General features: G+C 70.8%; 23 protein-coding genes. 10 read left to right on the top strand and 13 right to left on the bottom strand.

Annotation, left to right across the window (positions count from 1 at the left end):
- Nucleotides 1-121: 121 nt before the first annotated feature.
- The 5 genes from FCN22_RS08365 to FCN22_RS08385 all read left to right on the top strand — a co-directional run bounded on the left by FCN22_RS08365 (nt 122) and on the right by FCN22_RS08385 (nt 7,756).
- Nucleotides 122-2,932 carry an aconitate hydratase gene (locus FCN22_RS08365; protein WP_137121087.1) on the top strand — a complete coding sequence of 937 codons (2,811 nt, stop codon included), beginning with the start codon at nt 122-124 and terminating at the stop codon, nt 2,930-2,932.
- Between the two features lie 234 nt (nt 2,933-3,166).
- Nucleotides 3,167-4,138, top strand: a complete 972-nt coding sequence (locus FCN22_RS08370) for a hypothetical protein (protein ID WP_238384604.1) — start codon at nt 3,167-3,169, stop codon at nt 4,136-4,138.
- 121 nt (nt 4,139-4,259) lie between these two features.
- Complete coding sequence (locus FCN22_RS08375; protein WP_238384605.1) at nt 4,260-4,625, top strand: hypothetical protein; 366 nt, start codon at nt 4,260-4,262, stop codon at nt 4,623-4,625.
- A gap of 42 nt (nt 4,626-4,667) precedes the next feature.
- A complete protein-coding gene (dxs, locus tag FCN22_RS08380) occupies nt 4,668-6,548 on the top strand; it encodes a 1-deoxy-D-xylulose-5-phosphate synthase (RefSeq protein ID WP_137121088.1) in 1,881 nt (626 codons plus the stop codon).
- Between the two features lie 242 nt (nt 6,549-6,790).
- A complete protein-coding gene (locus FCN22_RS08385; RefSeq protein WP_137121089.1) occupies nt 6,791-7,756 on the top strand; it encodes an alpha/beta fold hydrolase in 966 nt (321 codons plus the stop codon).
- Here FCN22_RS08385 and FCN22_RS08390 read toward each other — a convergent pair.
- The 8 genes from FCN22_RS08390 to FCN22_RS08420 all read right to left on the bottom strand — a co-directional run bounded on the left by FCN22_RS08390 (nt 7,724) and on the right by FCN22_RS08420 (nt 15,665).
- On the bottom strand, nt 7,724-9,550 hold the full coding sequence (locus FCN22_RS08390; protein WP_238384606.1) for a helix-turn-helix domain-containing protein: 1,827 nt from the start codon (nt 9,548-9,550) through the stop codon (nt 7,724-7,726). The genes FCN22_RS08385 and FCN22_RS08390 overlap by 33 nt on opposite strands.
- Nucleotides 9,551-9,602: 52 nt before the next feature.
- Complete coding sequence (locus tag FCN22_RS08395) at nt 9,603-10,370, bottom strand: 3-hydroxybutyrate dehydrogenase (RefSeq protein WP_137121091.1); 768 nt, start codon at nt 10,368-10,370, stop codon at nt 9,603-9,605.
- Between the two features lie 122 nt (nt 10,371-10,492).
- Complete coding sequence (locus tag FCN22_RS08400) at nt 10,493-11,293, bottom strand: glycerophosphodiester phosphodiesterase family protein (protein WP_338016640.1); 801 nt, start codon at nt 11,291-11,293, stop codon at nt 10,493-10,495.
- 23 nt (nt 11,294-11,316) lie between these two features.
- Nucleotides 11,317-12,846: a helix-turn-helix domain-containing protein gene (locus FCN22_RS08405; RefSeq protein WP_137121092.1), complete on the bottom strand. Its 1,530-nt coding sequence runs from the start codon at nt 12,844-12,846 to the stop codon at nt 11,317-11,319.
- A gap of 63 nt (nt 12,847-12,909) precedes the next feature.
- Complete coding sequence (locus tag FCN22_RS22675) at nt 12,910-13,131, bottom strand: hypothetical protein (RefSeq protein WP_338016641.1); 222 nt, start codon at nt 13,129-13,131, stop codon at nt 12,910-12,912.
- Nucleotides 13,100-13,696 (bottom strand): 3-hydroxyacyl-CoA dehydrogenase family protein, encoded by a 597-nt coding sequence (locus FCN22_RS08410; RefSeq protein ID WP_338016642.1) that lies wholly within the window; start codon nt 13,694-13,696, stop codon nt 13,100-13,102. Before FCN22_RS08410 ends, FCN22_RS22675 begins: the two co-directional genes overlap by 32 nt.
- 68 nt (nt 13,697-13,764) lie before the next feature.
- The gene (locus FCN22_RS08415; protein WP_137121093.1) at nt 13,765-15,081 is read right to left on the bottom strand and encodes an HRDC domain-containing protein; all 1,317 of its coding nucleotides are present in this window, start codon (nt 15,079-15,081) and stop codon (nt 13,765-13,767) included.
- Nucleotides 15,078-15,665, bottom strand: a complete 588-nt coding sequence (locus FCN22_RS08420; protein WP_238384607.1) for a DUF3000 domain-containing protein — start codon at nt 15,663-15,665, stop codon at nt 15,078-15,080. The genes FCN22_RS08415 and FCN22_RS08420 overlap by 4 nt, the downstream gene beginning before the upstream one ends.
- Before the next feature lie 49 nt (nt 15,666-15,714).
- Here FCN22_RS08420 and hemE point away from each other — a divergent pair, with 49 nt between their 5' ends.
- Nucleotides 15,715-16,821 (top strand): uroporphyrinogen decarboxylase, encoded by a 1,107-nt coding sequence (gene hemE, locus FCN22_RS08425; protein WP_137121095.1) that lies wholly within the window; start codon nt 15,715-15,717, stop codon nt 16,819-16,821.
- Here the strand turns inward: hemE and FCN22_RS08430 are convergent.
- Nucleotides 16,787-17,767: a DUF4349 domain-containing protein gene (locus tag FCN22_RS08430; protein WP_137121096.1), complete on the bottom strand. Its 981-nt coding sequence runs from the start codon at nt 17,765-17,767 to the stop codon at nt 16,787-16,789. The two genes, hemE and FCN22_RS08430, sit on opposite strands and share 35 nt — an antisense overlap.
- A 129-nt stretch (nt 17,768-17,896) precedes the next feature.
- On the opposite strand from FCN22_RS08430, the gene hemG reads away from it, so the two are divergent.
- Nucleotides 17,897-19,318, top strand: a complete 1,422-nt coding sequence (gene hemG, locus FCN22_RS08435) for a protoporphyrinogen oxidase (protein ID WP_137121097.1) — start codon at nt 17,897-17,899, stop codon at nt 19,316-19,318.
- A gap of 4 nt (nt 19,319-19,322) precedes the next feature.
- The gene (gene hemQ, locus FCN22_RS08440; protein ID WP_137121098.1) at nt 19,323-20,024 is read left to right on the top strand and encodes a hydrogen peroxide-dependent heme synthase; all 702 of its coding nucleotides are present in this window, start codon (nt 19,323-19,325) and stop codon (nt 20,022-20,024) included.
- Nucleotides 20,025-20,112: 88 nt separating this feature from the next.
- On the opposite strand, the gene FCN22_RS08445 is transcribed toward hemQ, so the two are convergent.
- A complete protein-coding gene (locus FCN22_RS08445) occupies nt 20,113-20,628 on the bottom strand; it encodes a DinB family protein (protein ID WP_137121099.1) in 516 nt (171 codons plus the stop codon).
- An 84-nt stretch (nt 20,629-20,712) separates the two neighbouring features.
- On the opposite strand from FCN22_RS08445, the gene FCN22_RS08450 reads away from it, so the two are divergent.
- On the top strand, nt 20,713-21,099 hold the full coding sequence (locus tag FCN22_RS08450) for a VOC family protein (protein ID WP_137121100.1): 387 nt from the start codon (nt 20,713-20,715) through the stop codon (nt 21,097-21,099).
- Between the two features lie 72 nt (nt 21,100-21,171).
- On the opposite strand, the gene msrB is transcribed toward FCN22_RS08450, so the two are convergent.
- The 3 genes from msrB to FCN22_RS08465 all read right to left on the bottom strand — a co-directional run bounded on the left by msrB (nt 21,172) and on the right by FCN22_RS08465 (nt 25,288).
- Nucleotides 21,172-21,588 carry a peptide-methionine (R)-S-oxide reductase MsrB gene (gene msrB, locus FCN22_RS08455; RefSeq protein ID WP_137121101.1) on the bottom strand — a complete coding sequence of 139 codons (417 nt, stop codon included), beginning with the start codon at nt 21,586-21,588 and terminating at the stop codon, nt 21,172-21,174.
- Between the two features lie 93 nt (nt 21,589-21,681).
- Nucleotides 21,682-24,099: a DUF8508 domain-containing protein gene (locus FCN22_RS08460; protein ID WP_137121102.1), complete on the bottom strand. Its 2,418-nt coding sequence runs from the start codon at nt 24,097-24,099 to the stop codon at nt 21,682-21,684.
- A 139-nt stretch (nt 24,100-24,238) separates the two neighbouring features.
- Nucleotides 24,239-25,288, bottom strand: coding sequence for a tellurite resistance/C4-dicarboxylate transporter family protein (locus FCN22_RS08465; RefSeq protein ID WP_238384608.1), 1,050 nt, complete (start codon nt 25,286-25,288; stop codon nt 24,239-24,241).
- A gap of 69 nt (nt 25,289-25,357) precedes the next feature.
- Here FCN22_RS08465 and ligD point away from each other — a divergent pair, with 69 nt between their 5' ends.
- On the top strand, nt 25,358-26,380 hold the full coding sequence (ligD, locus tag FCN22_RS08470; protein ID WP_137121103.1) for a non-homologous end-joining DNA ligase: 1,023 nt from the start codon (nt 25,358-25,360) through the stop codon (nt 26,378-26,380).
- Nucleotides 26,381-26,393: the final 13 nt, after the last annotated feature.

The raw sequence follows: 26,393 nt of genomic DNA on the forward strand, positions 1-26,393 counted from the left end.
CGTCACCCGAAACCCGTCGGGAGTCAGCGCAGGGGCTGGCTGGCGGCCCAGCCGAGACCGGGCGACCCGGGTGTGGTTCAATGTATCTTGACGTCAAGATAAATCGACGAAGGAGCGGCGGATGACTGGCAGCACGGACAGCTTCGGGTCCAAGGGCAAGCTCGAGGTCGGTGAGAAGTCCTATGACATCTTCCGGCTCGCGAGCATCGAGGGCAGCGACCGGCTCCCCTACAGCCTGAAGATCCTGCTCGAGAACCTCCTGCGGGGCGAGGACGGCGTGAACATCACCGCCGACCAGGTCCGCGCGGTCGCCCAGTGGGACGCGAAGGCCGAGCCCAGCACGGAGATCCAGTACACGCCGGCGCGCGTCATCATGCAGGACTTCACCGGCGTGCCCTGCATCGTCGACCTCGCCACCATGCGCGAAGCCGTCAGTGAGCTCGGCGGTGACGCCGGCAAGATCAACCCGCTCGCCCCGGCCGAGATGGTCATCGACCACTCGGTGATCGCCGACGTCGCTGGCAGCCGCGACGCGTTCGCACGCAACGTCGAGCTGGAGTACGAGCGCAACGGCGAGCGCTACCAGTTCCTGCGGTGGGGTCAGACCGCGTTCGACGACTTCAAGGTCGTCCCTCCGGGCACCGGCATCGTGCACCAGGTCAACATCGAGCACCTGGCCCGCGTGGTCTTCGACCGCGACGGCCTGGCCTACCCCGACACGTGCGTGGGCACCGACTCGCACACCACCATGGTCAACGGTCTGGGCGTCCTCGGCTGGGGCGTGGGCGGCATCGAGGCCGAGGCCGCGATGCTCGGACAACCGGTCTCGATGCTCATTCCCCGGGTCGTCGGCTTCAAGCTCACCGGCGAGATCCCTGCCGGCGCCACCGCGACCGATGTGGTGCTGACCATCACCGAGCAGTTGCGCGAGCACGGGGTCGTCGGCAAGTTCGTCGAGTTCTACGGTGAGGGCGTCGCGGCCGTGCCTTTGGCCAACCGCGCCACCATCGGCAACATGAGCCCCGAGTTCGGTTCCACCGCAGCGATGTTCCCGGTCGACGACGTGACGCTGGACTACCTGCGGCTCACGGGCCGCAGCGACGAGCAGGTCGCCCTGGTCGAGGCCTACGCCAAGGAGCAGGGGCTGTGGCACGACCCGTCCCGCGAGCTGGAGTTCTCCGAGTACCTCGAGCTCGACCTGTCCACCGTCGTGCCGTCGATCGCCGGGCCGAAGCGCCCGCAGGACCGCATCTCCCTCACTGACGCGAAGTCGTCGTTCCGCACCTCGCTGCGCGACTACGTCACCACCGACGCGGACTCGATGGTCGACGAAGCCGGCAAGGAGTCCTTCCCCGCCAGCGACGCCCCGGCCGTGGACGGCCAGAGCCCCGAGCAGCTGGCGCAGGACGCGCCGCACCACGGCACGGCGGCCGGCGGTATCCGGCGCACGAGCAAGAAGGTGCCGCTGACCCTGGCCGACGGCACCCGGACCGAGCTGGATCACGGCCACGTCGCGATCGCCTCGATCACCTCGTGCACCAACACGTCCAACCCCTCGGTGATGGTCGCCGCCGCCCTCCTTGCCCGCAACGCAGTCGACAAGGGCCTCACGGCCAAGCCGTGGGTCAAGACCTCCCTGGCGCCCGGCTCCAAGGTCGTCATGGACTACTACGCCAAGGCCGGGCTCGTGCCCTACCTGGAGAAGCTCGGCTTCCACCTGGTGGGCTACGGCTGCACCACGTGCATCGGCAACTCCGGCCCGCTGCCGGAGGAGGTCTCCCAGGTCGTGAACGAGGCCGACCTCGCGGTGGTCTCGGTGCTGTCCGGCAACCGCAACTTCGAGGGCCGGATCAACCCGGACATCAAGATGAACTACCTGGCCTCACCGCCGTTGGTGGTGGCCTACGCCCTCGCCGGCACGATGGACTGGGACCCGCAGAGCGAGCCGCTCGGCACCGACGCCGACGGCAAGGACGTCTTCCTGGCCGACGTCTGGCCGGACGCAGCCGAGGTGGCGCACGTGGTCGAGTCGTCCATCGACAAGGACATGTTCACCTCCGACTACTCCGACGTCTTCCAGGGCGACGAGCGCTGGCGCTCGCTGCCGACCCCCGAGGGCAAGACGTTCGAGTGGGCCGAGGAGTCGACCTACGTGCGCAAGCCCCCCTACTTCGAGGGCATGGGACTGGAACCGGCGCCGCTGGAGGACATCTCCGGGGCCCGGGTGCTGGCCAAGCTGGGTGACTCGGTCACGACCGACCACATCAGCCCGGCGGGGTCGTTCCGCGCGGACAGCCCGGCCGGCGTCTACCTCACCGAGCACGGCGTCGAGCGCAAGGACTTCAACTCCTACGGTTCGCGTCGCGGCAACCACGAAGTGATGATCCGCGGCACCTTCGCCAACATCCGGCTGAAGAACCAGCTGCTCGACGACGTCTCCGGCGGATTCACCCGCGACTTCACCCGCGACGGTGAGCAGAGCACGATCTTCGACGCGGCACAGAACTACGAGAAGGCAGGGGTGCCCCTGGTCGTGCTCGCCGGCAAGGAGTACGGCTCGGGCTCGTCCCGCGACTGGGCGGCCAAGGGCACCCGGCTCCTCGGCGTCAAGGCCGTGATCGCGGTGTCCTACGAGCGGATCCACCGGTCGAACCTGATCGGCATGGGCGTGCTGCCACTGCAGTTCCCCGACGGCCAGGACGCCGAGTCCCTGGGCCTCACCGGCACCGAGACGTTCGACATCTCCGGCATCACGGCAATGAACGACGGTGCCACGCCGCGCACGGTACGCGTCACGGCCAGGAGAGACGGGGCCGAGCCGGTGTCATTCGACGCGGTGGTGCGGATCGACACCCCCGGGGAGGCCGACTACTACCGGCACGACGGGATCCTGCAGTACGTCCTGCGTTCGCTGGTCGACGCGAAGGCCTGACGCACCGAACCAGCCGTATGCCGTGAGGTCACCTCACGGCATACGGCCGGTTGTCGCCCGTCTCGGGCCAGGGTCGGACGCGCGCGGGCCGATGTGCGTGCGTTTTCCGCGGTTTCGCGAATCGTGCCCGGTGCGCATGGGCCGGGGCTGTGGACGACGTCTGCGGGACCCGGGCCGTCTGCGCGACGCTGAGTCGTGCCCCTTCAGGAGACTGTCGTCGCGTCAGAGCCCCGCTTGGACACCTCGAAGCCGTTCACGAGGGCGCAGGCGTTGAGCTCCGGGATCAGCAGGCGTGCCCTGACGAATGGGAACTTTCGACGGATCGTCTGGGGGGTCTATGTCGATGCCGCCGTCCCTCCGACGCCGATGATCGAGGCGGCGGCTGCGCTCCTGGTGTCGCCGACTGGTTCGCACGCCAGCCACTTCACCGCGGCGAGGATCTGGGGAGGTGTCGTCCCGGACCAGCCGCTCATCCACGTGTGTGCGGCCCCGGGGTCGACCCGGTGCCAGCGACAAGGGATCCGCTCGCACGAGTGCGCGGACCTGCACCACGCTGTCACCTCGGAGCGCACCCCCGTAGGCGCCGTCATCATCGACAGCGGGGTCCGGGTGTCCACGCCTGCTCGGTCCTTCCTCGAGCTGGCCTCGGCCATGGGGCTGGTCGACCTGGTGGTGCTGGGTGACAGCCTGGTCAAGTCGAAGCGGGTCGTGCCCCACGACCTGGTCGAGGCGGCCGACGACTGGCACGGGCCCGGCGCCGTGCGCGCGCGGCGTGCGGCCAGGTTCGTCCGAGCCGGTGTGGACTCTCCCATGGAGACGCGGCTGCGCATGCTGATGGTCCTGGCCGGACTGCCCGAGCCAACCGTCAACCACGTCATCCGGTGGCCCGACGGCTCGTGGCGATTTCGGTTCGATCTGGCGTTCCCGGACCACCGGCTCGCGATCGAGTACGACGGCAGGCACCACGTGCAGGACGACGCCACCTGGGAGTCCGACATCTACCGGCGGGAGGACCTCGACAGGGGGAAGTGGCGTCGGGTGACGGTGATCTCGTCCGGCATCTTCGTGAGTCCGGACCAGACCCTGCGCCGGATCGTGGACGTCATGCGTGAGGTCGGGGTGCCGGGCGTGCCGCGACGGTTGTCGGATGAGTGGCGGGCCCATTTCCCCGGCCGACCTGTCAGCTACCTGTCCGATCGCACCTGAGTGGTCACCGGGCTGGGGCCAGATCGACCGCGAGCGTGCCGGGCGCGTGCGTTTTCCGCGGTTTCGCGGATCCGGCATGTCCGGTTGGGGCCCTGTCGGTAGGAGCCCGCAGACTGGAGGCGTGAGCGCGACCCCTCCCGGCTGGCCGGCCGCGGTGCCGCCACCGGGTGCCCCGGGGTGGCAGCCTGCCGCCGCCTCGTGGCTGCTCGACCACTGCCCACCCGACTACCGCGCGTATGCCGCGTGGCGCCGCCACCCGGTGGCCCTCGCCTGGGTGACCGTGCGCCACGTCGACGCCCAGCTGGCCGCCATGCGCGAGGCCTACCGGCAGGCCCGGGTGGAGCTGGGCGACGTGCTGCCGGCCGACGGTCTGGAGCAGGTCCTCGAGAACCTCGAGGCCGAGGGCCTACGGTTGAGGGGGGCGGCGCGAAGCGCCCGACTACTGCAGGACGCCCTTCGGGGTAAGCAGTACATACCCCGGCTCTGATCTACACTCGGGAGTCGCCGTCGCGGAAGGACTGTCACCATCGTGGGTGTGCTCGCATCGATCAACGGGCCGGATGATCTCCGGGCCCTGTCGCCCGACCAGCTCGACGGCCTCGCCAAGGAGATCCGCGAGTTCCTCATCGACTCGGTTTGCCGGACGGGGGGACACCTCGGGCCCAACCTCGGCGTGGTCGAGCTCACCATCGCGCTGCATCGCGTCTTCGAGTCACCCCGCGACACGATCGTCTTCGACGTGGGCCACCAGACCTACGTCCACAAGCTGCTCACGGGCCGGCATGACTTCAGCAAGCTGAAGAAGCAGGGCGGACTGTCGGGCTACGCCTCACGTGCGGAGTCCGAGCACGACGTGATGGAGAACTCGCACGCGTCGACGTCGCTGTCGTGGGCCGACGGCATCGCCAAGGCGCACCGACTGCGCGGGGAGCGCGAACGTCATACGGTCGCGGTCATCGGTGACGGTGCCCTCACAGGCGGGATGGCGTGGGAGGCGCTCAACAACATCGCGGTGGACAAGGACCTGCCGCTCGTCATCGTGGTCAACGACAACGAGCGGTCCTACGCGCCGACCACCGGCGGCCTCGCTGACCACCTGGCGACGTTGCGCACCACCAAGGGCTACGAGCGGTTCCTGGCCTGGGGCCGCAACCGGCTCAACCGCACACCGGTGCTCGGCCCGGCCGTCTACGACACCCTGCACGGCATGAAGAAGGGCCTGAAGGACATCGTCGCGCCGCAGGGGATGTTCGAGGACCTCGGGCTCAAGTACCTCGGGCCCGTCGACGGACACGACGAGCAGGCGGTCGAGAGCGCCCTGCGCAAGGCCCGCGCCTACGGCGGCCCGGTCCTCGTGCACGTCCTCACCCAGAAGGGGCGCGGCTACGCGCCCGCGGAGCACGACGAGGCCGACCAGTTCCACGCGGTCGGCGTCATCAACCCCGAGACCGGTCTGCCGTTCGAGGCGGGCGGCCGGATCTGGACCGACGAGTTCAACGACGAGATGTGCGCCATCGGCGCCGAGCGCGAGGACGTGGTGGCACTCACCGCGGCCATGCTGATCCCGGTCGGGCTCGACGGGTTCGCCGCGCGCTACCCCGACCGGGTCTTCGACGTCGGCATCGCCGAGCAGCACGTCACGACGATGGCCGCCGGCCTGGCCTTCGGCGGACTGCACCCCGTGGTCGCCGTCTACTCGACCTTCCTCAACCGTGCCTTCGACCAGCTGCTCATGGACTGCGCCCTGCACCACGCCGGGGTGACCTTCGTCCTCGACCGGGCCGGTGTGACCGGCAGCGACGGCCCGTCACACAACGGCATGTGGGACATGACGCTCACCTCCGTGGTTCCCGGCCTCCGGCTTGCTGCCCCGCGCGACGGCCGACAGGTGCGGCTGCTGCTGCGCGAGGCGATCGACGTCGACGATGCACCGACGGTGCTGCGCTTCCCCAAGGGCGACGTGGCCGACCCCATCGACGCGGTGGCGACCCACGGCAGCGTGGACGTCCTCCACCCGGCGGCGCGCGACGAGGTGGACCTGCTCGTCGTGGGAGTCGGGTCGATGGCACAGGTCGGGGTCGCAGTCGCCGAGAAGCTCGAGGCCCAGGGCCTTTCCGTTGCCGCGGTCGATCCCCGTTGGGTCCTGCCTGTGAGCGAGGACCTGGTGCAGCTGGCCGCGGGCGCCGGTGCTGTGGCGGTGATCGAGGACAACCTCGTCTCCGGAGGCATCGGCTCGGCCGTGACCCAGGCCCTGCGCGCAGCCGGGTTGTCCCAGCCGGTGCACTGTCACGGCATACCCAAGCGCTTCCTCTCACACGCCTCCCGCAGTCAGGTGCTCGACGAGGTCGGCCTCACTCCCGACGCCATCGCCACCTCCCTGACAAGGGCGTTGACCCCGCCCGTGTCCTGAGCACATAGCTCCCCACGCAGCTATGGCTGCCGGGCCCACCGAACCGGCCTCTCTCCTCACGTAGTTTCGCTGCGCAGAGGGTCCGGTCCCGCTTCGCCGCACGCGTCGACGCGTCGAGCAGCTGCCGAGCGTGCTGCGGGTGCCGCTGTCACCAGCACTGTTCGTGCTCGGGGTCCTGCTTGGTCTCGTGGCGTAGTTCGCACCCGGTGGGGTCACCGGGGTCTGGCGCAAGGGAGGTCTGGATGTCGGACGTTGAGCTGCGGGACCGATACCGGGTGGAGGTGCCGGGCGGTGGACTGGACGTGCACGACCTGACTTCTCCTGCGGTGCTGCTCGAGGGCGCGGCCACCCCCAACGTGGTCCTGGCGCTGCACGGGATCACGGCCAACGGCCTGACCTGGCAGCCGGTCGCGTCAGCGCTCGGCCGGACGAGCGCCGGGCCGACCCGCTTCCTGGCTCCCGACCTGCGCGGCAGGGCGGGCAGCCGCGATGTCACCGGCCCGTGGGGACTTCCCGCCCACGTCGACGACGTGCTCGCCATGGCCGACGCGTTCGGCGCCCAGAACTTCACGCTGGTCGGCCATTCGATGGGCGCCTTCGTCGCCGCCCTGGCCGCAGCGCGCCACCCTGACCGGGTGCGCTCGGTGGTGCTGGTGGACGGCGGGTTCGCCTTCCCGGTCCCACCCGACTTGGACGTGGACGCGGCACTGCAGGCCGTCATCGGCCCGGTGATGGAGCGACTGTCGATGCGGTTCGCCGATGCCGACGCCTACCTCGACTTCTGGCGCGAGCACCCGGCGCTCGGGCCGTTGTTCGACGGTCCGGCCGGCGGTGCGCTGCAGGCCTACCTGATGCACGACCTGGTGTCCCAAGGAGGCGCCCTGGCGAGCACCTGCGTGCTCGATGCCGTGCGGGCGGACGGCGCGGACGTGCTCTTCGACGCGGAGGTCCACGCCGGTGCACGGACCGCGGCCGGTGCCGGCATCCCTGTCGAGTTCCTCTGGGCGCAGCGCGGCCTGCTGGACGAGCCGCGGGGCCTGTATGACGAGCAGCGGCTCGCCGCGCTCCGGCTGCCGGAGGACGTCCGGGTCACCGGGATACCGGGCACGAACCACTACAGCGTGGTGCTCGGCCGCCTTGGCGCGGGCCAGGTCGCCGCAGCGATCGCGCGGGTGTCAGGCGTCGGGAAGCAGCCGGCGCAGACGTAGGGCCAGCTGGATCTCCAGTGAACGTTCCGGCTGCTGCCAGTCGCTGCCGAGCAGGGCGCTGATCCGTTCGATCCGCTGCGCGACCGTGTTGACGTGCACGTGCAGCGAGTCGGCCGCGTGGCGCGGGCTGCAACCTGCGGCGAAGTAGGCCTCCAGGGTGGTCAGCAGCTCCGTCCTGCGCCGTCTGTCGTAGTCGGCCACCGGGCCGAGGACCGTGTCGACGAACAGCCCGATCTGCGGGGAGCTCCCCACGACCAGCCCCGCGAACCCCAGGTCTGCCGCCGCGGCGCCGTCGCCCTCACGGCCGAGCGCGGTCAAGGCGGCCACGGTCCGGGCGGCTTCGGCGTGCAGGTCGGGGAGAGCAGCGAGCTCGCTGGTCGGTCCGGCCGCGCCGACCGTCACGCGGGCTCGGCGGCCGAGCCGCTGGGCCACCTGCCGAGCAGGCGGCCCGGCCTCGCCGGCGCCGATGACGGCGACGACGTCTCCGTCGTGCTCTCCGACCAGGCCGGCGCCGTCGAGGGCGCTCTGGGTGGACAGCACGAGGGACCGGCGCGGCTGGTCGCCGGCGCCGCGCACCACCAGCACGACGTGGGGCTCGTCGGGGTCCAGCCGGCGGCCCCGGGCCCGAGCGGTCCGGCTCGCCAGATCGCCCCGTCCGGTCATCAGGTCGGCGACAAGGTCGGACGAGGCACGCTGCTCGGCGTCCGCCTCGGCCCGCGCGAACAGCAGGATCAAAGCGGTGACGAGCGCGGCGCGCTCGATGGTGCGTTCGTCCGCGTCGTCGAGGTCGCCGCCTCGCTCGAGCACGAGAGTCCCCAGCACCTCCGGTCCCGCGGACACGGTGACGGCCCAACGGGAACCGTCGTGGGCGAGCCGGCCGGTGGCATGTGTGGCGCTGACCACGTCGAGCATGGACGGCGGGCACGTGTCGTCGGTGCTCTCGGCGTCGAGGAAGGTGACCGAGGCGTCCAGCAGGTCGCCGAGCGCGGCCGTGAGGTCCTCCACCCCACCTCCTGCCAGGACGATCTTGGTGAAGCTGTCGTGGGCGGCGGCGGCCCGCTCGACCCCGGCGGTGTAGCGGCCCACCGTCTCGTGGGCGGCGGACAGCGCCGCCAGGGCCTGGGTGGTCTCCGCCGCCGCCCGAGTCTGGACGAGCGACACGGCCGCGAGCGCGGCGAGCGAACCGAGCAGGGCCACCTCCTCGCGGGTGAAGGGTCGCGGGGTGCGGTTGGCGGCGAAGAGCACGCCGACGAACGCCTCCTCCACGAGCAGCGGGGTGCCGCAGATCGCGACGAGGCCCTCGTCGTTGACGGCCCCGTCGATGGACCTGGTGTGGTTGAACCGCCCGTCGGCCATGTAGTCGGCCGTCCAGTAGGGCTTGTGGGTGGAGGCGGCCAGGCCACCGAGGCCGTCACCCAGGCTGAGCCGCACGTTCTGGAACGCGATCGACACCGAACCGTCCGTGGTCCGCATGAAGGTGTCGCCCCGGGCGGGGTCGTAGAGCGTCAGGTAGGCGACGTCGGTGCCGAGCAGCGCGCGCGCCCGACGGACGATCGCCTCGAGCACGCCGGCAGGATCCTGCGCGGCGGCCAGGTCGCGAGCCGTGTCCACCAGGGCGGCCAGTTCGGACTCGCGTCTCCGGTGGGCGTCGAAGACGCCACGGACGACCAGGGCGTCCTCCCGGGCCTCGGCGTCTCCCTCGACGGCCGCGAGCTGCTCAGGTCGTGCCCCGGCCGCCAGGAGGCGCAGGAGGGTGCGCGACGGTGGCTCGGGCTCATCGGCGGGTCCGGTCACGATATGAGGGGGCGCTGGCATCCTGCCGATCCTAAGGTGGTGGCGGCACGAGTCAGCGCGCTGTCCATCCGCCGTCCATGACGTATGACGAGCCGGTCACCGAGGCCGCCGACGGTCCGCACAGGAAGCCCACGAGGTCCGCCACCTCGCGCGGTTCGACGAGGCGCTTGACCACCACCGGCTCGAGCATGATCCGTTCGAGAACCTCCTCCTCGGAGATGCCGTGGCTGGCGGCCTGGTCGGCGACCTGTCCTTCGACGAGGGGTGTGCGCACGTAGGCGGGGTTGACGCAGTTGCTGGTGACGCCGTGCGCACCGGCCTCGATGGCCACCACCTTTGACAGCCCCTCGAGCCCGTGCTTGGCCGCGACGTAGGCGGCCTTGAACTCGCTCGCTCGCAGTCCGTGCACGCTGGACACGTTGACGATTCGGCCCCACTCCCGGTCGTACATGTGCGGCAGCACCTGGCGGATCAGCCGGAACGGTGCCTGCAGCATGATCGCGAGGATCTGGTCGAACCGGTCGGGTGGGAAGTCCTGCACCGGGGCGATGTGCTGGATGCCGGCGTTGTTGACCAGGATCTCCACGTCCTGGGGCAGCGCGGCGAGTCCGTCGAGGTCCGCCAGGTCGCAGGTGAGTCGGTCCAACCGGTCCGGTGGCCCGTCGAGCGACTCGAGGCCCACCAGGTCACGGTCGAGCGCGATGACGTGGGCGCCCTGCGCCAGCAGGTGCGCCACGCACGCCGCACCGATCCCGCTGGCCGCGCCGGTGACGAGGGCACGTCGACCGGCGAGCGGCGCGGGGCCTTCTGGCTCTGACATGGTCAGCACAGTAGGGACGACGGGCGCGTGCGGCGGTGTGGCTGCACGACATACTTGCCGCCCACTCCATGTGTCAGGCGCCCGTGCAGGCTTCCCCTGAGTGACGCGGCAGCGGCCTCGCGTCAGCCGGGCCAGGCGCCACGGTCGCGCAGCACGTCGCGCAGCAGGTCGGCGCGGTCGGTGATGAGGCCGTCGACGCCGAGGTCGAGCAGGCGATGCATGTCCTCGGTCTCGTTCACCGTCCAGACATGCACCTGGACCCCTGCGCGGTGGGCGTGCGCGACCGTCCGGTGGGTGACGACGCGAAGGCGTCCGAAGGACTCGGGCAGCTGCAGGCAGTCCACGTCGCGCAGCGCGCGCCCGGCGAGGCGTGTACGGCCGGCCATCGACGCGGTCCGGAAGGCCGCCACCGTGGTCGGACCGCCCGACGTGGCGACGGGCGCCGACAACCGCCGCAGGACCGCCCGGCGGCTGCGGTCGGAGAACGAGGCCACCAGCACCCGGTCGTGCGCCCGCGTGCGCTCGATCGCCTGGACGAGCGGCTGCACCGCGGCCCTCGACTTCACGTCGACGTTGACCCGCAGCTGCGGCCAGGTGCCGAGCAGGTCCTCGAAGAGCGGGATCGGCTCGCTCGTGCCGATGCGCGCGAGCGTCACCTCGCGCCAGGGCAGCTCCGCGATCGCGCCGAGCGCGTCGGTGACACGATCGAGCGTCGCGTCGTGGAACGCGACGAGCCGACCGTCGCTGGTGGCGTGGACGTCGGTCTCCACGTAGCGGTAACCGAGGTCGACCGCTGCGGCGAAGGCCGACATGGAGTTCTCGTGGCCGTCGAGGGAGAACCCGCGATGAGCCATGGCGATCGGCCCGTCCTGGTCGAGGAAGGTCGGAGCCGGGCGGTGGGCTCGGCGCGCGGGCGGGATCACACTCCCACGCTATCGGCGCCGACTCAGATGTCGCGGAAGGTCTGGATGCCGGCCCCGAGCGCGTTGAGCCGCAGGGCCAGGTCCTCATAGCCGCGGTTGATCACATAGACGTTGCGCAGCACAGAAGTGCCCGGCGCAGCCAGCATCGCGAGCAGGATGACCACGCCGGGGCGCAGGGCCGGCGGGCAGATGACCTCCGCGGCGCGCCAACGCGTCGGCCCCTCGATCATCACGCGGTGCGGGTCCATCAGCTGCACCTTGGCGCCCACCTTGGTCAGCTCGGTGAGGTAGATGGCGCGGTTCTCGTAGACCCAGTCGTGGATCATGGTCGACCCCTGGGCGCACGCCGCGATGATCGCGAAGAACGGCAGGTTGTCGATGTTGAGGCCCGGGAAGGGCATCGGGTGGACCTTGTCCAGGGGCGCGGTGAGCGGTCCCGGGATGGTGCGCAGGTCGACCAGCCGGGTGTGGCCGTTGGCGGAGGGATACTCGGGGGTCAGCTCGTACTTCATCCCCATGCCCTCGAGCAGCGCGAGCTCGATCTCCATGAACTCGATCGGGACCCGTCTGATGGTGATCTCCGACTCGGTGACGACCGCCGCCGCCAGCAGGCTCATCGCCTCGATCGGGTCCTCGGACGGGGAGTACTCGACGTCGACGTCGATCTCCTTCACGCCCCGCACGGTGAGGGTGGTCGAGCCGATGCCCTCGATCGTGACCCCGAGCTGCTGCAGGAAGAAGCAGAGGTCCTGCACCATGTAGTTGGGGCTGGCGTTGCGGATGACCGTGGTGCCCTCCCACCGGGCAGCTGCGAAAAGGACGTTCTCGGTCACGGTGTCACCGCGTTCGGTGAGGACGATGGCGCGCTGCGGGGTCACGGCACGGTCGACGTGGGCGTGGTAGGCGCCGTGGGTGGCGGTCACGTCGAGGCCGAACTGGTGCAGTGCGGACATGTGCGGCTCGACGGTGCGGACCCCCAGGTCGCAGCCGCCGGCGTAGGGCAGGCTGAACTCGGTGAACTCGTGCAGGAGCGGGCCGAGGAACATGATGATGGTCCGGGTGCGCCGGGCTGCCGCCTCGTCCATCGCCTCGAGGTTGAGGCGCTCGGGCGGGGCGATCTCCAGGTCGTTGCTGTCGGGCAGCCAGCGGGTGCGGACCCCGATGCTCGCGAGGACCTCGAGGATGCGGTTGACCTCCTCGATCCGGGCCAGGTTGCGCAGCGTCGTCCTGCCCTTGTTGAGCAGCGAGCCGCACAGCAGGGCGACGGCGGCGTTCTTGCTGGTCCGCACGTCGATCTCGCCATCCAGCTGGACCCCTCCGTCGATCCGCAGGTTCTGCGGGACGGTCGAGCCGACGGCGACGAACTCCGAGTCCAGCTTCTCACCGATCCGCGCCAGCATCTCAAGGCTGAGATTCTGCTTGCCCTGCTCGATGCGGGCGATCGCGCTCTGGCTGGTCCTGAGCAGATCCGCCAATTCCGTTTGGGTGAGGTTCTGATGGCGCCGGGCGTCCCGGATGAGCGTGCCGATGCGGCCAAGGTAGTCCTCATTCATGCGCCCCACTGTAGATCACATGTGAGATATTTCGACAAACGCGCATCGGCGCGTCGGCGCGCCTCAGCAGGTGACGTTGGCCACTCCCGGAGGCAGGAAACGCTGACCGCAGACCTTCTCGGCGATCCCGGTACGGTCGCGCAGGGGAGTGAGCCCGCCGTTCCAGAACTGGAACCCGGCGCCGGTGATCATCGCGAGGTCCAGGTCCATCGGGCTGTCCACGACTCCCTCGTCCAGCATCCGTCGCGCCTCGTCAGCGAGGGCCGACAGCACCTGCTCGCGCACCTGCTCCGGCGTGAGGACCACCCGGCCGCGTCGGCTGCTCCAGCAGGGCCAGCACCTCCGGATCGGGCGCGGGCCGGCCCTCGGGGGAGTGCCGGACCAGGATCCGGGTCTTCTTCAACACCTTGCCGGTGGCGAAGGCCGTGGCCAGCGTCGCCTCGTCGGTCTGCCCGCCGCTGACGACCTCGAGCAACGGCATGACCGCGACGGGGTTGAAGAAGTGGAAGCCGACCACGCGTTCCGGATGGGTCAGCCGGGAGGCCATCTCGGTGACGGAGAGGGACGAGGTGTTGGTCGCGAGGACGCACTCCCGTCCGACGACCGCCTCGACCTGCGCAAAGACCTCCTGCTTGACGGACAGATCCTGGAAGACCGCCTCGATGACGAAGTCCGCCTCGGCGAAGCCGTCCTTGCTCGCGGAGCCCGTGGCCAGTCCCTTGAGGCGGCGCGCCGCGTCGGCGCCGACCCGGCCCTTGTTGAGCGGCTTGTCGACCTCGCCGTGGACGACGATCTTCTCGGCGAGGATCCGCGGGGTTCGATGTCGGGTCGCCCTGAGGCTACTCGTCAGTAACCCCGCTGGTCAGGCGACCCCGTCGTGACCCCGCTCACGAAGATCCACACGAGGGGTCGACGGCATCACGAGGGGTGGTGCTCGCAGGCGGCGCAGATCACCGGCGCGGCGATGTCGACCTGCCACGGGCGAGCGCCGAGCTGGTCCAGCGCGGCGCGCACGGCCTCGGGCGTGGGCTCCGCCGGGGGTGTCCAGAGCACCCGGCGGAGCAGGTCGGGCGTGAGCAGGTTCTCAACCGGCACGTGGTGCTCGTCCGCGAACTTCCCCAGCAGTTCACGGGATTCGGCCAGCCGTGCGGCGGCGACCGGCTCGCGGTCGGCCCACGATCGAGCGGGCGGGGGAGCGTCGCTCTTGATCGTCAGGGGAGGCAGGTCCTGCTCGGGCAGGCGGAGCGCACGGTGGATGGCGTCGAGCCACTGCCGCTGGTAGCGGCGGACCCCCTTGTGCACTCGCCCGGTGGCGAGGTCGGCCGCGGCCCGCGGCGCCCGGGTAGCCAGGTCGATGATCAGCGCGTCGGGCAGCACCCGGCCGGGTGCGGTGTCGCGCTCCTGGGCGATCGCTTCGCGGGTCTGCCACAGCTCGCGCACGAGGGCAGCTCCCCGGCGGTTGCGGATGCGGTGCATCCCCGACGTGCGCCGCCACGGGTCCAGGCGCACCCGGGGGCCGGTGAAGTGGGTCAACGCCTCGAACTCCTGGGTCGCCCACTCGGTCTTGCCCTGCGCCTCGAGGTCGGCCGCGATCCTGTCGCGCACCTCCACGAGCACCTCGACGTCCAGCGCGGCATAGCGCAGCCACGGCTCAGGCAACGGGCGGGTGGACCAGTCGACCGCGGAGTGCTCCTTGGCCAGGCTCAGCCCGAGGTAGTGCGCGACGACCGCGGCCAGGCCGACCCGGGGGAGGCCCACCAGCCGGCTTCCGAGCTCGGTGTCGAACAGCCGCGTCGGCGTGAGGCCGACCTCGGCGAGGCAGGGCAGGTCCTGGGTCGCCGCGTGCAGGATCCACTCCTGCGGTCCGATCACCTCGGCGACCGGCCCGAGGTCGGGGCAGGCGATCGGGTCGATCAGGAAGGTGCCGGACCCGGCGCGGCGGATCTGCACGAGGTAGGCGCGTTGGCCGTAGCGGTAACCGGAGGCCCGCTCGGCATCGAGCGCCACCGGGCCGCTGCCCCGCGCGAGCGCGTCCGCAACGGCGACGAGTCGGCGTTCGTCGGTGACGACGTCGGGCACGCCGTCGGCCGGCTCGTCGAGGGGGACCAGCGGGGTCTCCGCCTCGGCGGGTTCGTGTTCGGGCTCATGATCGGACTCGTGGTCGGACTCGGTCGCCGTGCTGTCCTGGCTGTTGGTCGGCGCCTTCCCGGCTCCTGCGTCGCGCAGCGGGGTCATCGGCGCTGACCAGGCAGCGCGGTGACGCCGTCGGGCAGGGGTGGAAGCCCCGCGATCGTGCACAACAGGTCGACCCACGCGGACAGGTGCCCGCCCAGGTCCTGACCCACCGGCGTCCAGGACGCGCGCACCTCCATCTCGACGGTGGGCTCGCGATCGGCCAGGCCGGCGAAGCTCTCGGAGACGACGCGGGTCACGGTGCCCGCCTCCGCGGTGTAGCCGATGTCCCGCGCGCCCAGGCTGTCCACCAGCCAGGACCAGCCGACGGCGCCGAGCATCGGGTCGGTCGCCACCTCGGGCTCGAGCTCGGCGCGCGCGAATGTCACCGCGCGCCAGACACCCTCCCACGGCTCCGGAGCGGATGGGTCGTGCAGCAGCACGAACCGCCCCGAAGCGAGCTCGTCACCATCGTCGGCATCGCCGGTGGCGACCACCTCGGCGGTGAGGGCCACGGCATACGGCGCGATGCGGGTGGGCGCAGGCACTTCGGTGAGGCGGACCTCGGGGCGCAACCGCGCGCCACGCAGATCGAGCAGGGCCTGCGTGAACTCGGGAGGGGCGTCGCTGACGCTTCGCGTTGCCACAGCAGCAGGGTATGTCGGCACGTTGCCCGAGGCGGGTAGGCCACGCCGGATGGGCCGACCCGATGCGCCCGGTCGGCCGCCCCGGGTCGCGTGCGAGGATCGGCCCGTGACCCCCCCTGCTGCCCCCAGTCCCCGTGACAGCGCCCTCGTCCGTGCCGCCCGCGGTGAGGCGGTGACGCACACGCCGGTGTGGTTCATGCGGCAGGCCGGGCGCTCACTGCCGGAGTACCGCGCGCTGCGGGAGGGCGTCCCCATGCTGGAGGCGTGCCGCACGCCCGACCTCGTCGCCGAGGTCACCCTGCAGCCGGTGCGACGGCACGGAGTTGACGCCGCGATCTTCTTCAGCGACATCGTGGTGCCGTTGGCCGCGGTCGGGGTGGACCTCGACATCGTCCCCGGTGTGGGCCCGGTCGTGGCCGAGCCCTTCCGCACGCGCAAGGACCTCGACCGGTTGCCCGAGCTGACCCCCGACCTGGTGCCCGACATCACCCGAGCCGTCGAGCTCCTCGTCGCCGAGCTGGGGCCGACGCCGCTGATCGGGTTCGCCGGCGCACCGTTCACCCTCGCCTCCTACCTCGTGGAGGGCGGACCCTCGAAGAACCACGAGCACACCAAGGCGTTGATGCACGGCGACCCCACTCTCTGGCACGACCTTGGGTCGCGGCTGGCCCAGATCTCCGGATCCTTCCTCCGGGTCCAGGCACAGGCCGGGGCCTCGGCGGTGCAGCTGTTCGACTCCTGGGTGGGAGCGCTGCCGCGCGCCGACTACGAGCAGTTCGCCCAGCCGCACGCGGCGTCTGCGCTCGCGGCCGTGGCCGACCTCGACGTGCCGCGCATCCACTTCGGGGTCGGCACCGGCGAGCTGCTCGCGTCGATGGGCGCGGCGGGCGCCGAGGTCGTCGGTGTGGACTACCGACTGTCACTCACCGATGCACTGGCCCGGCTCGACGGCCGGTATGCCGTGCAGGGCAACCTGGATCCCGCGCTGCTGTTCGCACCGTGGGAGGCCCTCGAGGCGAAGGTCCGAGCCATCGTGCAGGAGGGCTTGGCCGCGCCGGGCCACATCTTCAACCTCGGCCACGGGGTGCTGCCGGCCACCGACCCGGACGTCCTGACCCGGGTCACGGCGCTGGTGCAGGAGTGCTCCCGCCGCTGACCGTCGCGGTGCGGCGCCGGCGCAGCCAGAACAGCACCGGCATGCCGACCACGAGCACGAGCGCGATGAACGGCACCAGCACGCCCAGCACGGTGACGACGGCCGCGGCCGCCGAGACGAAGGCGTGCCAGCCGGCCGACAGCCCCTCGACGAATCCGCTGGGTCCGGCCGGGGCCGGCTCCACCGGCACCGCCGTGGTGCTCAACGTCACGGTCACCGTCGACATGGCGACCTGCGTCTTCAGGCTGGACATCTGGGACTTCAGCGACTCCAGGGTCGCCTCACGGGTGGTGAGCGCCGACTCGAGCTGGGTGATCTGGTCGAGGTCGGCCGCGTCCCTCATCAGCCGCCGCAACCGGTCGACACTGGTCTGCATCGTCGTGATCCGGCTGGCGGTGTCGACGTAGTCCTTGGTGACGTCGGTGCTGCTGGTGGTCCGCTCGGTCACCGTGCCGACGTCGGCGAGCTGACCCAACACGGTGTCGAGCCGTTCGGCCGGCACCGCCAGGGTGATGGTCGCGCGCCCGCCGAAGTCGCGGCTCGGCGAGGTGCGCAGGTCATCGTCCCCGCCGACCTGCTCGTCGACCACGTAACCCTGGGCAGCCGCCAGGATCCGGTGCACCCGGGCCACCGACTGCTTGACCTGGTCGACGCGGATGGTCAGGTCGGCGGTGCGGATCAGCTTGCGGTCGGACTGGGCGATGTCGACCGCTTGCTCGGCGGTCGGGCTGGCGTCGCCCGAGCCGACCGAACCGACCGAGTTTGGCCCGGCGAGCTCGGGCCCGCTCCGGGGGGAGGTCGCGGAACGCGCGGAGCCGCCACCGCTCTGATCGGCCACGCCCGCGCTGGAGCGGGACCCGCCGTCCCCGCTGCAGCCGGCGACGAGCAACGTGCACAGACCTGCGGCGGCAACCAGCGCCGAGGTCCGTCGATGTGTCCTGATCATGACCGCTCTCCTTGTCCGGTGTGCGTGCCGTCAGGACTTGGAGGGACGCCGGGGCGAGTCGGATCCACATCGGCGGTCTCGATGTCGTCACGACCCGGACACGAGTCGGTCTCGTGAGAACCTGACGCCATGGGTGCAGCGGTCGCGGTCGTGGGTGGCGGGATCAGCGGGCTGACGGCCGCCTGGGAACTCATCCGGGCCGATCCCACCCTGCAGATCACGGTGCTGGACGCGGGGGACGAGGTCGGCGGCAAGCTGCGGCGCGCCACGGTCGCAGGCGTGTCGATCGACGTCGGCGCCGAGTCGATGCTCGCGCGACGGCCGGAGGCGGTCGGCCTGGTCGAGGAGCTCGGCCTGGCCGACCGGCTCGTCCACCCTGAGCCGGTGGGTGCGTCGATCTGGTCGCGGGGCAGGTTGCACCCGATGCCCAAGGGGACGCTGATGGGCGTGCCGGCCAGTCCGGGCACGGCGCGCGGGTTGCTTTCCGATGACGAGGTGGCACGCGCCGAAAGCGAGGCGCAGCAGCGCTTCTCGCCGATCGAGCAGGACCTGTCCGTCGGCGACTTCGTGGCCGGACGAGTCGGTGATGCCGTCGTCGACCGGCTGGTCGAGCCGCTGCTCGGCGGTGTCTACGCCGGGCACGCGCGGCAGCTCTCGCTGCACGCGACCGTGGCGCCGCTCTGGCAGGCCGCGACCCGCGGCGACTCGCTGCTCAGGGCTGCCGAGCGCGCGGCGGTCGCCGCGGTGGGCAACCAGGCCCCGGTCTTCGCGGGCCTCGTGGGCGGAATCGCCGTGCTGCCCCAGCGGCTGGCCGAGCTCCTGTCGGCCAGGGGCGTGCGGATCGAGAGCGGCGCCATCGTGCGCCGGGTGGAGCGGACCCCTTCCGGCTGGCGGGTGGTCGCCGGGCCCGTGCCGGCACCGGTCGCGTGGGACGTCGACGGAGTCGTGCTCGCCACCCCCGCGGCACCCGCGGCCAGGCTGCTGCGCGACCACGCGCCGCTGGCGGCGGATGCGCTGGCTCAGGTCGACTACGCCTCGATGGCGATCGTCACCCTCGCGTTGCCCGCGGCGACGGTCCCGGACCTGCCCGGGTCAGGGTTCCTCGTGCCGCCGGTCGAGGGCCACACGATCAAGGCGGCCACGTTCAGCGCCGCCAAGTGGCGCTGGGTCGCGGACGCCGGCGCCGAGCAGGGGGTGGTGCTGTTGCGAGCCTCGATCGGCCGGCACGGTGAGGTGGCCGACCTGCAGCGCCCGGACGAGGAGCTGGTCGCCCGCGCCCGCCGGGACCTCTCCGAAGCGCTCGGCGCGGTGCTGCCCGCGCCGGTCGACAGCCGGGTCCAGCGCTGGGGAGGCGCCCTGCCGCAGTACGCCGTCGGGCACGTGGAGCGCGTGGCCACGATCCGCGAGGGCGTCGCGGACCTGCCCGGTCTGGAGGTCTGCGGAGCCGCCTACGACGGGGTCGGCATACCGGCGTGCATCGGCTCCGGTCGCAGTGCCGCAGAGACGTTGCTCACCCACCTGCGCTCCGTGCCCGCGACCGAGGGACAATGACCTCATGAGCCCGAAGCCCTCCGCCTCCCAGATCCGCGAGATCAACGACACCCTCCGCTACACCATGTGGTCCGTCTTCAAGGTGGACGGGCCGCTGCCCGAGGACCGGGCGAAGCTGGCCGGCGAGGTCGAGACGCTCTTCGCCGACCTCGCCGCAGAGGACGTCGTGGTGCGCGGGGTCTACGACGTCGCGGGACTGCGCGCCGACGCCGACTTCATGGTCTGGTGGCACGCCGAGCGCATCGAGCAGCTGCAGGGCGCGTTCCAGCGGCTGCGCCGCACCACGCTGGGGGCGCAGCTGCGGCCGGTGTGGTCCAACGCCGCGCTGCACCGTCCGGCCGAGTTCAACAAGTCGCACATCCCGGCGTTCCTCACCGACGAGCACCCGAAGGACTTCATCGCGGTCTACCCGTTCGTGCGCTCCTACGACTGGTACCTGCTCGATGACAAGGAGCGGCGGGCGCTGCTGGCCGAGCACGGTCAGCTGGCGCGGGCCTACCCCGACGTGCGGGCCAACACCATCGCCGCGTTCGCGCTCGGCGACTACGAGTGGGTGCTCGCGTTCGAGGCCGACGACATGTCCCGGATCGTCGACCTGATGCGGCACCTACGCGCCTCGGAGACGAGGCGACACGTCCGGCTCGAGGTGCCGTTCTACAGCGGTCACCGGGTCGAGGTCGCGGCCCTGGTCGACGCCCTCCCCTGACCGCCGGCCCCACCCACCCCACTTGTTGCTGGGAGGAGGCGTCAGATGTGACGCCTCCTCCCAGCAACAAGCCAGCGTGGGGCCGCGGTCAGTGGCCGGTGGCGCCGTCGATCCGCTCGCGGATCAGGTCAGCGTGCCCGTTGTGCCGGGCGTACTCCTCGATCATGTGCAGGTAGACCCACCGCAGTGAGAAGGGTCCGTGCCCGTCGTCGGTGAAAGCGTGGTCGAGGTCCATCCCCGCCACCGCCTCGTCCGCGGCCCGGCACTCCGCGTCGAAGGTCCTCAGATCGTCCGCCACGGAGGCGTTTGCGAGGTCCTCGAAGTCCTTCTCCTCGTCGTCGGGTGTGCAGTAGATCTCTCCGAGGTCCGCCCCAGCCAGGCCGTTGCGGAACCAGCCGCGCTCCACCTCGGCCATGTGCCGCACCAGCCCGAGCAGGGTGAGATTGGATGGTGGCGCCGACGCGGTCTTCAGCTGCTCGTCGCTGAGGCCCGCGCACTTCATCAGCAGGGTCTGCCGGTGGAAGTCCAGCCAGCCCCGCAGCATCGGCTGCTCGGCGCCGGTGGTGGGGACCAGGGCCTTCCGGGTGTCCGTCGATTCGCTCATCCGCCGACCGTAGCGGGGTGGGGCTGACGTCGGGTCCATTCCCGCGCCAGCCCGTGACCGGCGGCGGCGGCATACGGTGTCGTCATGATCAGTGCGGTGCACACGCTCATCTACTCCGACGACGCCCCGGCCACGCGGGCCTTCCTGCGCGACGTGCTGCAGTGGCCGCACGTGGAGGACGTCGGCTCCGAGCCGGGCTGGCTGATCTTCAACACCGGACCCGGCGAGCTGGGGGTCCATCCCACCTCGGGCGAAGAGGGGCAGGGCAGCTACTCGGCGCCCCGAGCCCACCAGATCAGCCTGATGTGCGACGACGTCGAGGCGACCGTGGCCGAGCTGACCGAGCGAGGGGCGGAGTTCACCGGTGAGGTGTCTGACAGCGGTTTCGGGCTCACGATCATGATGAAGCTGCCGGGCGCCGACGACCTCCTGCTCTACCAGCCGAAGCACAAGACGGCGTACGACCTCTGACGGGGAGAACGCGAGCGGCCCCCGGAAGGCGTCGGATAGAACGCCTTCCGGGGGCCGGTTCGTGGCCTCGGGTCAGGCCTTCGACTCGAGCCGAAGGCTGATGCTGTTCATGCAGTAGCGCTGGTCGGTCGGGGTGTCGTAGCCCTCACCCTCGAAGACGTGCCCGAGGTGCGAACCGCAGGATGCGCAGCGGACCTCGACGCGCTTCATGCCGAGGGTGCTGTCCTCGATGTAGTCGACGCGGTCCTCGGCCAGTGGGGCGTAGAACGAGGGCCAGCCACAGTGGCTGTGGAACTTGGTGTCGCTGCGGAACAGCTCGGTGCCGCAGGCCCGGCAGGAGTAGACACCCTCGGTCTCGGTGTCGACGTATTCTCCGACGCCCGGGCGCTCGGTGGCGGCCCGGCGCAGCACGGCATACTCCTGCGGGGTCAGCTCCTCGCGCCACTGCTCGTCGGTCTTGGTGATGGGATATGCGCGGTCGGTCGTCAACGCGGACCTCCTCGGGTCATCGGGTTCACCTTGCACAACACCGGCCGGGGGCGATGCGTTCCCGGCCGGTGTCGTCGAAGGTCAGTCGCGGGCTCAGCCGAGGCCGCCCCGGATCGCCAGTCGCACGATCTGCGGGTCGTGGTCGGAGTCCTGGTCGTGGAACTCGGCGTTGGTGTGCACCACGTCATAGTCGTAGGCCGGGTGCAGTGCGCCGGGAGGGGCCACGGTCAGCGCGGGGCTGATCATGATGTGGTCGAGCACCTGGCTGTTGCCCTCGTAGACGTAGGTGTAGCGCTCCGCGGCCGGGAGGGTTCGCGGCAGGTCCAGCAGCTCCGTCGCCGGGTCGGTGCCGACCAGGATGTCGGCCGTGTCGCTGAACTCGAAGTCGTTGAGGTCACCGAGCACGACGACCCGGGCGTTCGGGTCGTGCGTCATCAGCTGGTCGAGGAAGGCCCGCACCTCGTGCGCCTGGCCGTTGCGCTGCGTCTCGCTGAACCGCTCCGGCTGCTGCCACCGGCCGAAGAGCGGGTCGTCGCCGCCCTTGGAGTTGAAGTGGTTGGCGATGGCGAAGACGGTGCGGCCGCGGAAGGTGAACTCACCCACCAGCGGTTTGCGCGAGTCCTCCCAGACGCTGCTGGTCGGGTCGATGCGGCCGGGGGAGTGGGTCAGGTGGGTCTCGTCGCCGCTGCCCTCCACCCCGGTCGAGGTGGTGGCGTCGCCCGGAGCGCGGTCGACGAAGGCGACGTCCCGCGCCGGGTTGAACAGGAAGACCGAGCGGATGTTGCCGCCCGGCTGGCCGCCGTCCTGGTCGTTCTCGGGGTTGACCCAGCGTGCCTCGTATGCCGGGCCGCCGGCCGCCTTGATGGCCGCCACCAGCTTGTCGACCGTCGTGGTGGAGTCGACCACTCCGTCGTCCTGCGCACCGTTGTTGTCCTGGATCTCCTCCAGCGCCAGGATGTCCGGGCTCTTCAGGTTGTGCACCACCTGGGCCGCGAGCCGGACGAACTTGGACTGCGGGTTGCTCGGTGCGAGGTTTTCGACGTTGAAGGTCGCGACCGCGAGCTGGTTGTTGGTCTGCGCCGTCGTCACCTCACGCTGCAACCCGGCGGGCTCGAGGGTGCCCAACGAGGTCGCCTCCAGCATGAAGTTGCTGAAGTTGTAGTCGAGCACGCCCACGGTGCTGCCGCCGAGCACATCGCCCACGTCGGCGCGCGGCATCCGGACGTCGGAGTCGAGGGTCGTGACGATGACCCGCATCGCGTTGGGGTGGTCGTAGCCGCTGTAGACGACCCCGCCGTGGATGCTGCGGACCGCGTCGACGTTCTGCCCCGGCACGACCGGGAGCTCGCCGTAGGAGTTGGTCGGTCCGACCGCCTCCGCGTCCTCGACGGCGACACGCATACCCTCCATCGACTCGTAGAAGTCGATCGCGCTGCTGCTGGGATCGAACGTTGCGCTGTCGTATTCGACGTTGCTGGGGTCGCCCTGCTCGATGGTCTGCTGCGGCGCGACGCGGTCGATGCCGAGCCGGACCGGTGCGGGCAACGGGTTGCGGGTGGAGTCGACCGTGACGTCCGGGTCGACCAGCTCGGTGGTGGTGAGGTTGTCCGTGCGGCTGCCGCCGGGGCGGTACTCCTGCACGGTGGCCTTGACGGTCAGCGCGTCACCCGTGGCCACGTCGATGTCGCCGTGGGTGAAGACGTAGATGCCCTCGCTCGTCGCCGGGTCGTCATCGGGCGTGGTGGACTGCATCCAGAAGCCGTCGGGGCCGACTGCGGTCACCACACCGTTGACGCCCTCGACGGCCTTGCCCGTGAGCGTCGAGAGGTGGCTGGTGCCCTGGATCTCGGCGATGGTGGCCGTGGTCAGGGTGGGCGGCGTCTGGGTCGTGCAGTCGATCGCCGCCGCCGACGAGTTCCGCGGTGTGGGATCGACGCTCGCGAAGTCGGCGGCGTTGTTGTCGCTGTCGAAGCAGACCGCGGTCCGGGTGGAGGACGTGGTGTTGTCGGTCCCCGGGGCTGGTGCGCTCTCGGAGTACGCAGCACCACCCCAGCCGAGCAGGTCCACGGTGTTGCCCGCGTCGTCGAGGACGGCGACCCGCGCGCCCGAGCTGGACATCGCGATGGTGCCGGTCGCGTCGGGTGTTGGCAGCGTCACGGCCGTGCCGGCGTTGTTGGCGCCCGCGTCCTCCTGGACCAGGTAGTGCGTGCCCGGCTGGACCGTGCCGCTGAGCGCAGTGGTGCTGGAGGGCGCCGTGCCCTTCTCCTGGCCCTTCGACCAGTAGGCGACCTTCCAGCCGGAGAGGTCGACGGGCTGCTGCGAGGTGTTGAACAGCTCGACGTAGTCGTTGAGCCACTTCGCGCCGGAGTTGCCGCCGCCGCCAAACGCCTCGGAGATCACCATCGAGGTGGAGGCGGCCTGCGCGGGGGCCGCGCTGATCGCCAGGCCGGTCACGGCCAGCAGGGGGGTGGCTGCGAACGCCAGGCGGCGCAGCAGGGGAGTCGTCGACATGGATGGAGCCTTTCGCCAGGGGGACGCAACCTTGCGACTGTACGGCCGGGGGTGATCACCGCGACGGGATCGAAGGTCAAGGCTCGGTAAACTCTGGGGCCCGGTCGAACCGGTTGCCGCGAGCACGCGGTGCACCCGGTCAGCCAGTGGCCGGCCGCACGATGCTGCGCCACAGGTGGACCAGCATCGATACCGCCGCGACCACCCAGGCCACGAACGCCACCCACAGCTCGGCGCTGCCGATGTGGCCGACCACGGGCAGGGAGTCGGCCTGTCCCAGGTAGATGCCGGCGACGGCATACATGCCCAGGGGGAAGATGACGCTCCAGATGGTGGCGTCCCAGGGCAACGGCACGCGATGTATGACGTGCCGCCACCAGCCGGCCGCAACCAGCACCGGGATCAGCCAGGTCGCGAAGGCCCAGAAGACGACCGCGAGCCCGGCGATCAACCCGCGGGTCGCGGCCACCATCGGGGCGTCGGCCATCTCGACGATGCGCGCGCCCGCGAGGACCGTGATGGCCAGGGCACCCATCGAGACCCAGTAGGGCGGGGTGAGGTCTTCCGGCGCCAGCGCGAAGGTCAGCATCCGGATCGACACGAGCACGCCGACGGCGACGTAGAGGATGATCCCGACCGACCAGGAGATGACGGCGAGCAGGGCCAGCTCGCGCCGCGCGGAGTCGAACTCGGGCTCGATGGTCGCGGCCACGGTCGCCACGGACTGACTGGCCACCACCCAGATGAACCAGGTGCCGTTGGCGTAACGGGTGACCGGGCGCTCGGCGCGCCCGAGCGCGGAGGTCCACGGCACGACATACCCGAGGAACAGCCAGGCGACGAACGAGATGACGAGCAGCACCGCGGCGGCGAGGTGGAAGTCGTCGACGGACAGTCGCGTGGCGAGCACGTTGGTGCCGGCGACGAAGGTGAAGAAGCCGAACCCTCTCGCAGGGTCGGTGAAGTCGTTGGTGAAGTCGTTGCGGTAGACGACGATCCGCCAGACGGTCAGCACGATGAGCACCACGAATGCCATCGCACAGACGGTCAACAGCACCACCGAGAAGACGTGGAAGCCGTTGAGCCTCATCCCGATCGAGATGATGCCGCTGGCCATGACGAGCGCAAAGTATCCCGGGTTGAGGGTGCGCACCGCTTCCTGGGCGCGCCCGGACACCGTGTCGACCACGGCCCGAGGCTACCGGGCCGGCGAAAAGGACACCCCTCTGACGCGCGCGGCCGGGCTAGGCTCCCCGTCATGGCGAGCAAGGCGCAGGTGCTTCAGGTGCCCGGACCGGGCGGCGTGGTCAGGGACGTGCGCGTCTCCAGCCCCGACCGGGTGATGTGGCCGGAGACGGGTCTCACCAAGTGGGACCTGGCGCAGTATGTCGTGTCGGTGCACGAGGGTTTCCTGCGCGCCGTGGGCGACCGGCCGGTGACGTTGCAGCGGTTCCCGGCGGGCATCGAGGGGGAGGAGTTCTTCTCCAAGAACCCACCCCGCGGCGTGCCGGACTGGGCCCGGACCACCACCTGCACCTATCCGTCCGGACGGTCCCACCCGCAGCTGGTCATCGACGAGGTCGCGACGGCGGTGTGGGCCGTGCAGATGAACACCGTGACGTTCCATCCCTGGCCGGTCCGCACCGCCGACAACGACAATCCGGACGAACTGCGGATCGACCTCGACCCGCAGCCCGGTCGCGGGCTCGCCGACGCCGTCGAGGCGGCGCAAGGGCTGAAGGCTCTGCTCGAGGAGCTGGCGTTGACTCCCTGGGTCAAGACCTCGGGCAACCGTGGCCTGCACGTCTACTGCCGGATCCGGCCGACGCACGAGTTCCTCGACGTCCGGCACGGGGTCATCGGCATCGCTCGCGAGCTGGAGCGCCGGATGCCGGATCTGGTCACCTCGGCCTGGTGGAAGGAGGAGCGCGGTGAGAAGATCTTCGTCGACTTCAACCAGGCCAACCGCGACCGCACCATCGCGTCCGCCTACAGTCCCCGGCCCCTTCCCGGCGCACCGGTGTCCATGCCGGTCCGGTGGGAGTCGCTCCGGGATGTGACGGCCTCGGACTTCACGATCAGGACGGTCCCGGACATCGTGGCGGCGGACGGCGACGCGTGGGCTGGCATCGACGAGGCCGTCGGCGACATCACGCCAGCGATCGCACTGTGGGACAAGGACGTCCACGAGCGCGGGCTGGGCGAAATGGCGTTTCCGCCCGACTACCCCAAGATGCCGGGCGAGCCGCCACGGGTGCAGCCCAGCCGCGCCCGGAAGTAGTCCGGCACGAGCG

This window comes from Segeticoccus rhizosphaerae (genome assembly GCF_005222685.1).
In the GTDB taxonomy this organism is placed as follows: domain Bacteria; phylum Actinomycetota; class Actinomycetes; order Actinomycetales; family Dermatophilaceae; genus Segeticoccus; species Segeticoccus rhizosphaerae.

Coding starts and splice junctions, on each gene's coding strand:
- FCN22_RS08365 (WP_137121087.1), top strand. CDS start 122: ATGACTGGCAGCACGGACAGCTTCGGGTCCAAGGGCAAGCTCGAGGTC.
- FCN22_RS08385 (WP_137121089.1), top strand. CDS start 6,791: ATGTCGGACGTTGAGCTGCGGGACCGATACCGGGTGGAGGTGCCGGGC.
- FCN22_RS08395 (WP_137121091.1), bottom strand. CDS start 10,370: ATGTCAGAGCCAGAAGGCCCCGCGCCGCTCGCCGGTCGACGTGCCCTC.
- FCN22_RS08405 (WP_137121092.1), bottom strand. CDS start 12,846: ATGAATGAGGACTACCTTGGCCGCATCGGCACGCTCATCCGGGACGCC.
- FCN22_RS08415 (WP_137121093.1), bottom strand. CDS start 15,081: ATGACCCCGCTGCGCGACGCAGGAGCCGGGAAGGCGCCGACCAACAGC.
- hemE (WP_137121095.1), top strand. CDS start 15,715: ATGGGCCGACCCGATGCGCCCGGTCGGCCGCCCCGGGTCGCGTGCGAG.
- FCN22_RS08430 (WP_137121096.1), bottom strand. CDS start 17,767: ATGATCAGGACACATCGACGGACCTCGGCGCTGGTTGCCGCCGCAGGT.
- hemG (WP_137121097.1), top strand. CDS start 17,897: ATGGGTGCAGCGGTCGCGGTCGTGGGTGGCGGGATCAGCGGGCTGACG.
- hemQ (WP_137121098.1), top strand. CDS start 19,323: ATGAGCCCGAAGCCCTCCGCCTCCCAGATCCGCGAGATCAACGACACC.
- FCN22_RS08445 (WP_137121099.1), bottom strand. CDS start 20,628: ATGAGCGAATCGACGGACACCCGGAAGGCCCTGGTCCCCACCACCGGC.
- FCN22_RS08450 (WP_137121100.1), top strand. CDS start 20,713: ATGATCAGTGCGGTGCACACGCTCATCTACTCCGACGACGCCCCGGCC.
- FCN22_RS08460 (WP_137121102.1), bottom strand. CDS start 24,099: ATGTCGACGACTCCCCTGCTGCGCCGCCTGGCGTTCGCAGCCACCCCC.
- ligD (WP_137121103.1), top strand. CDS start 25,358: ATGGCGAGCAAGGCGCAGGTGCTTCAGGTGCCCGGACCGGGCGGCGTG.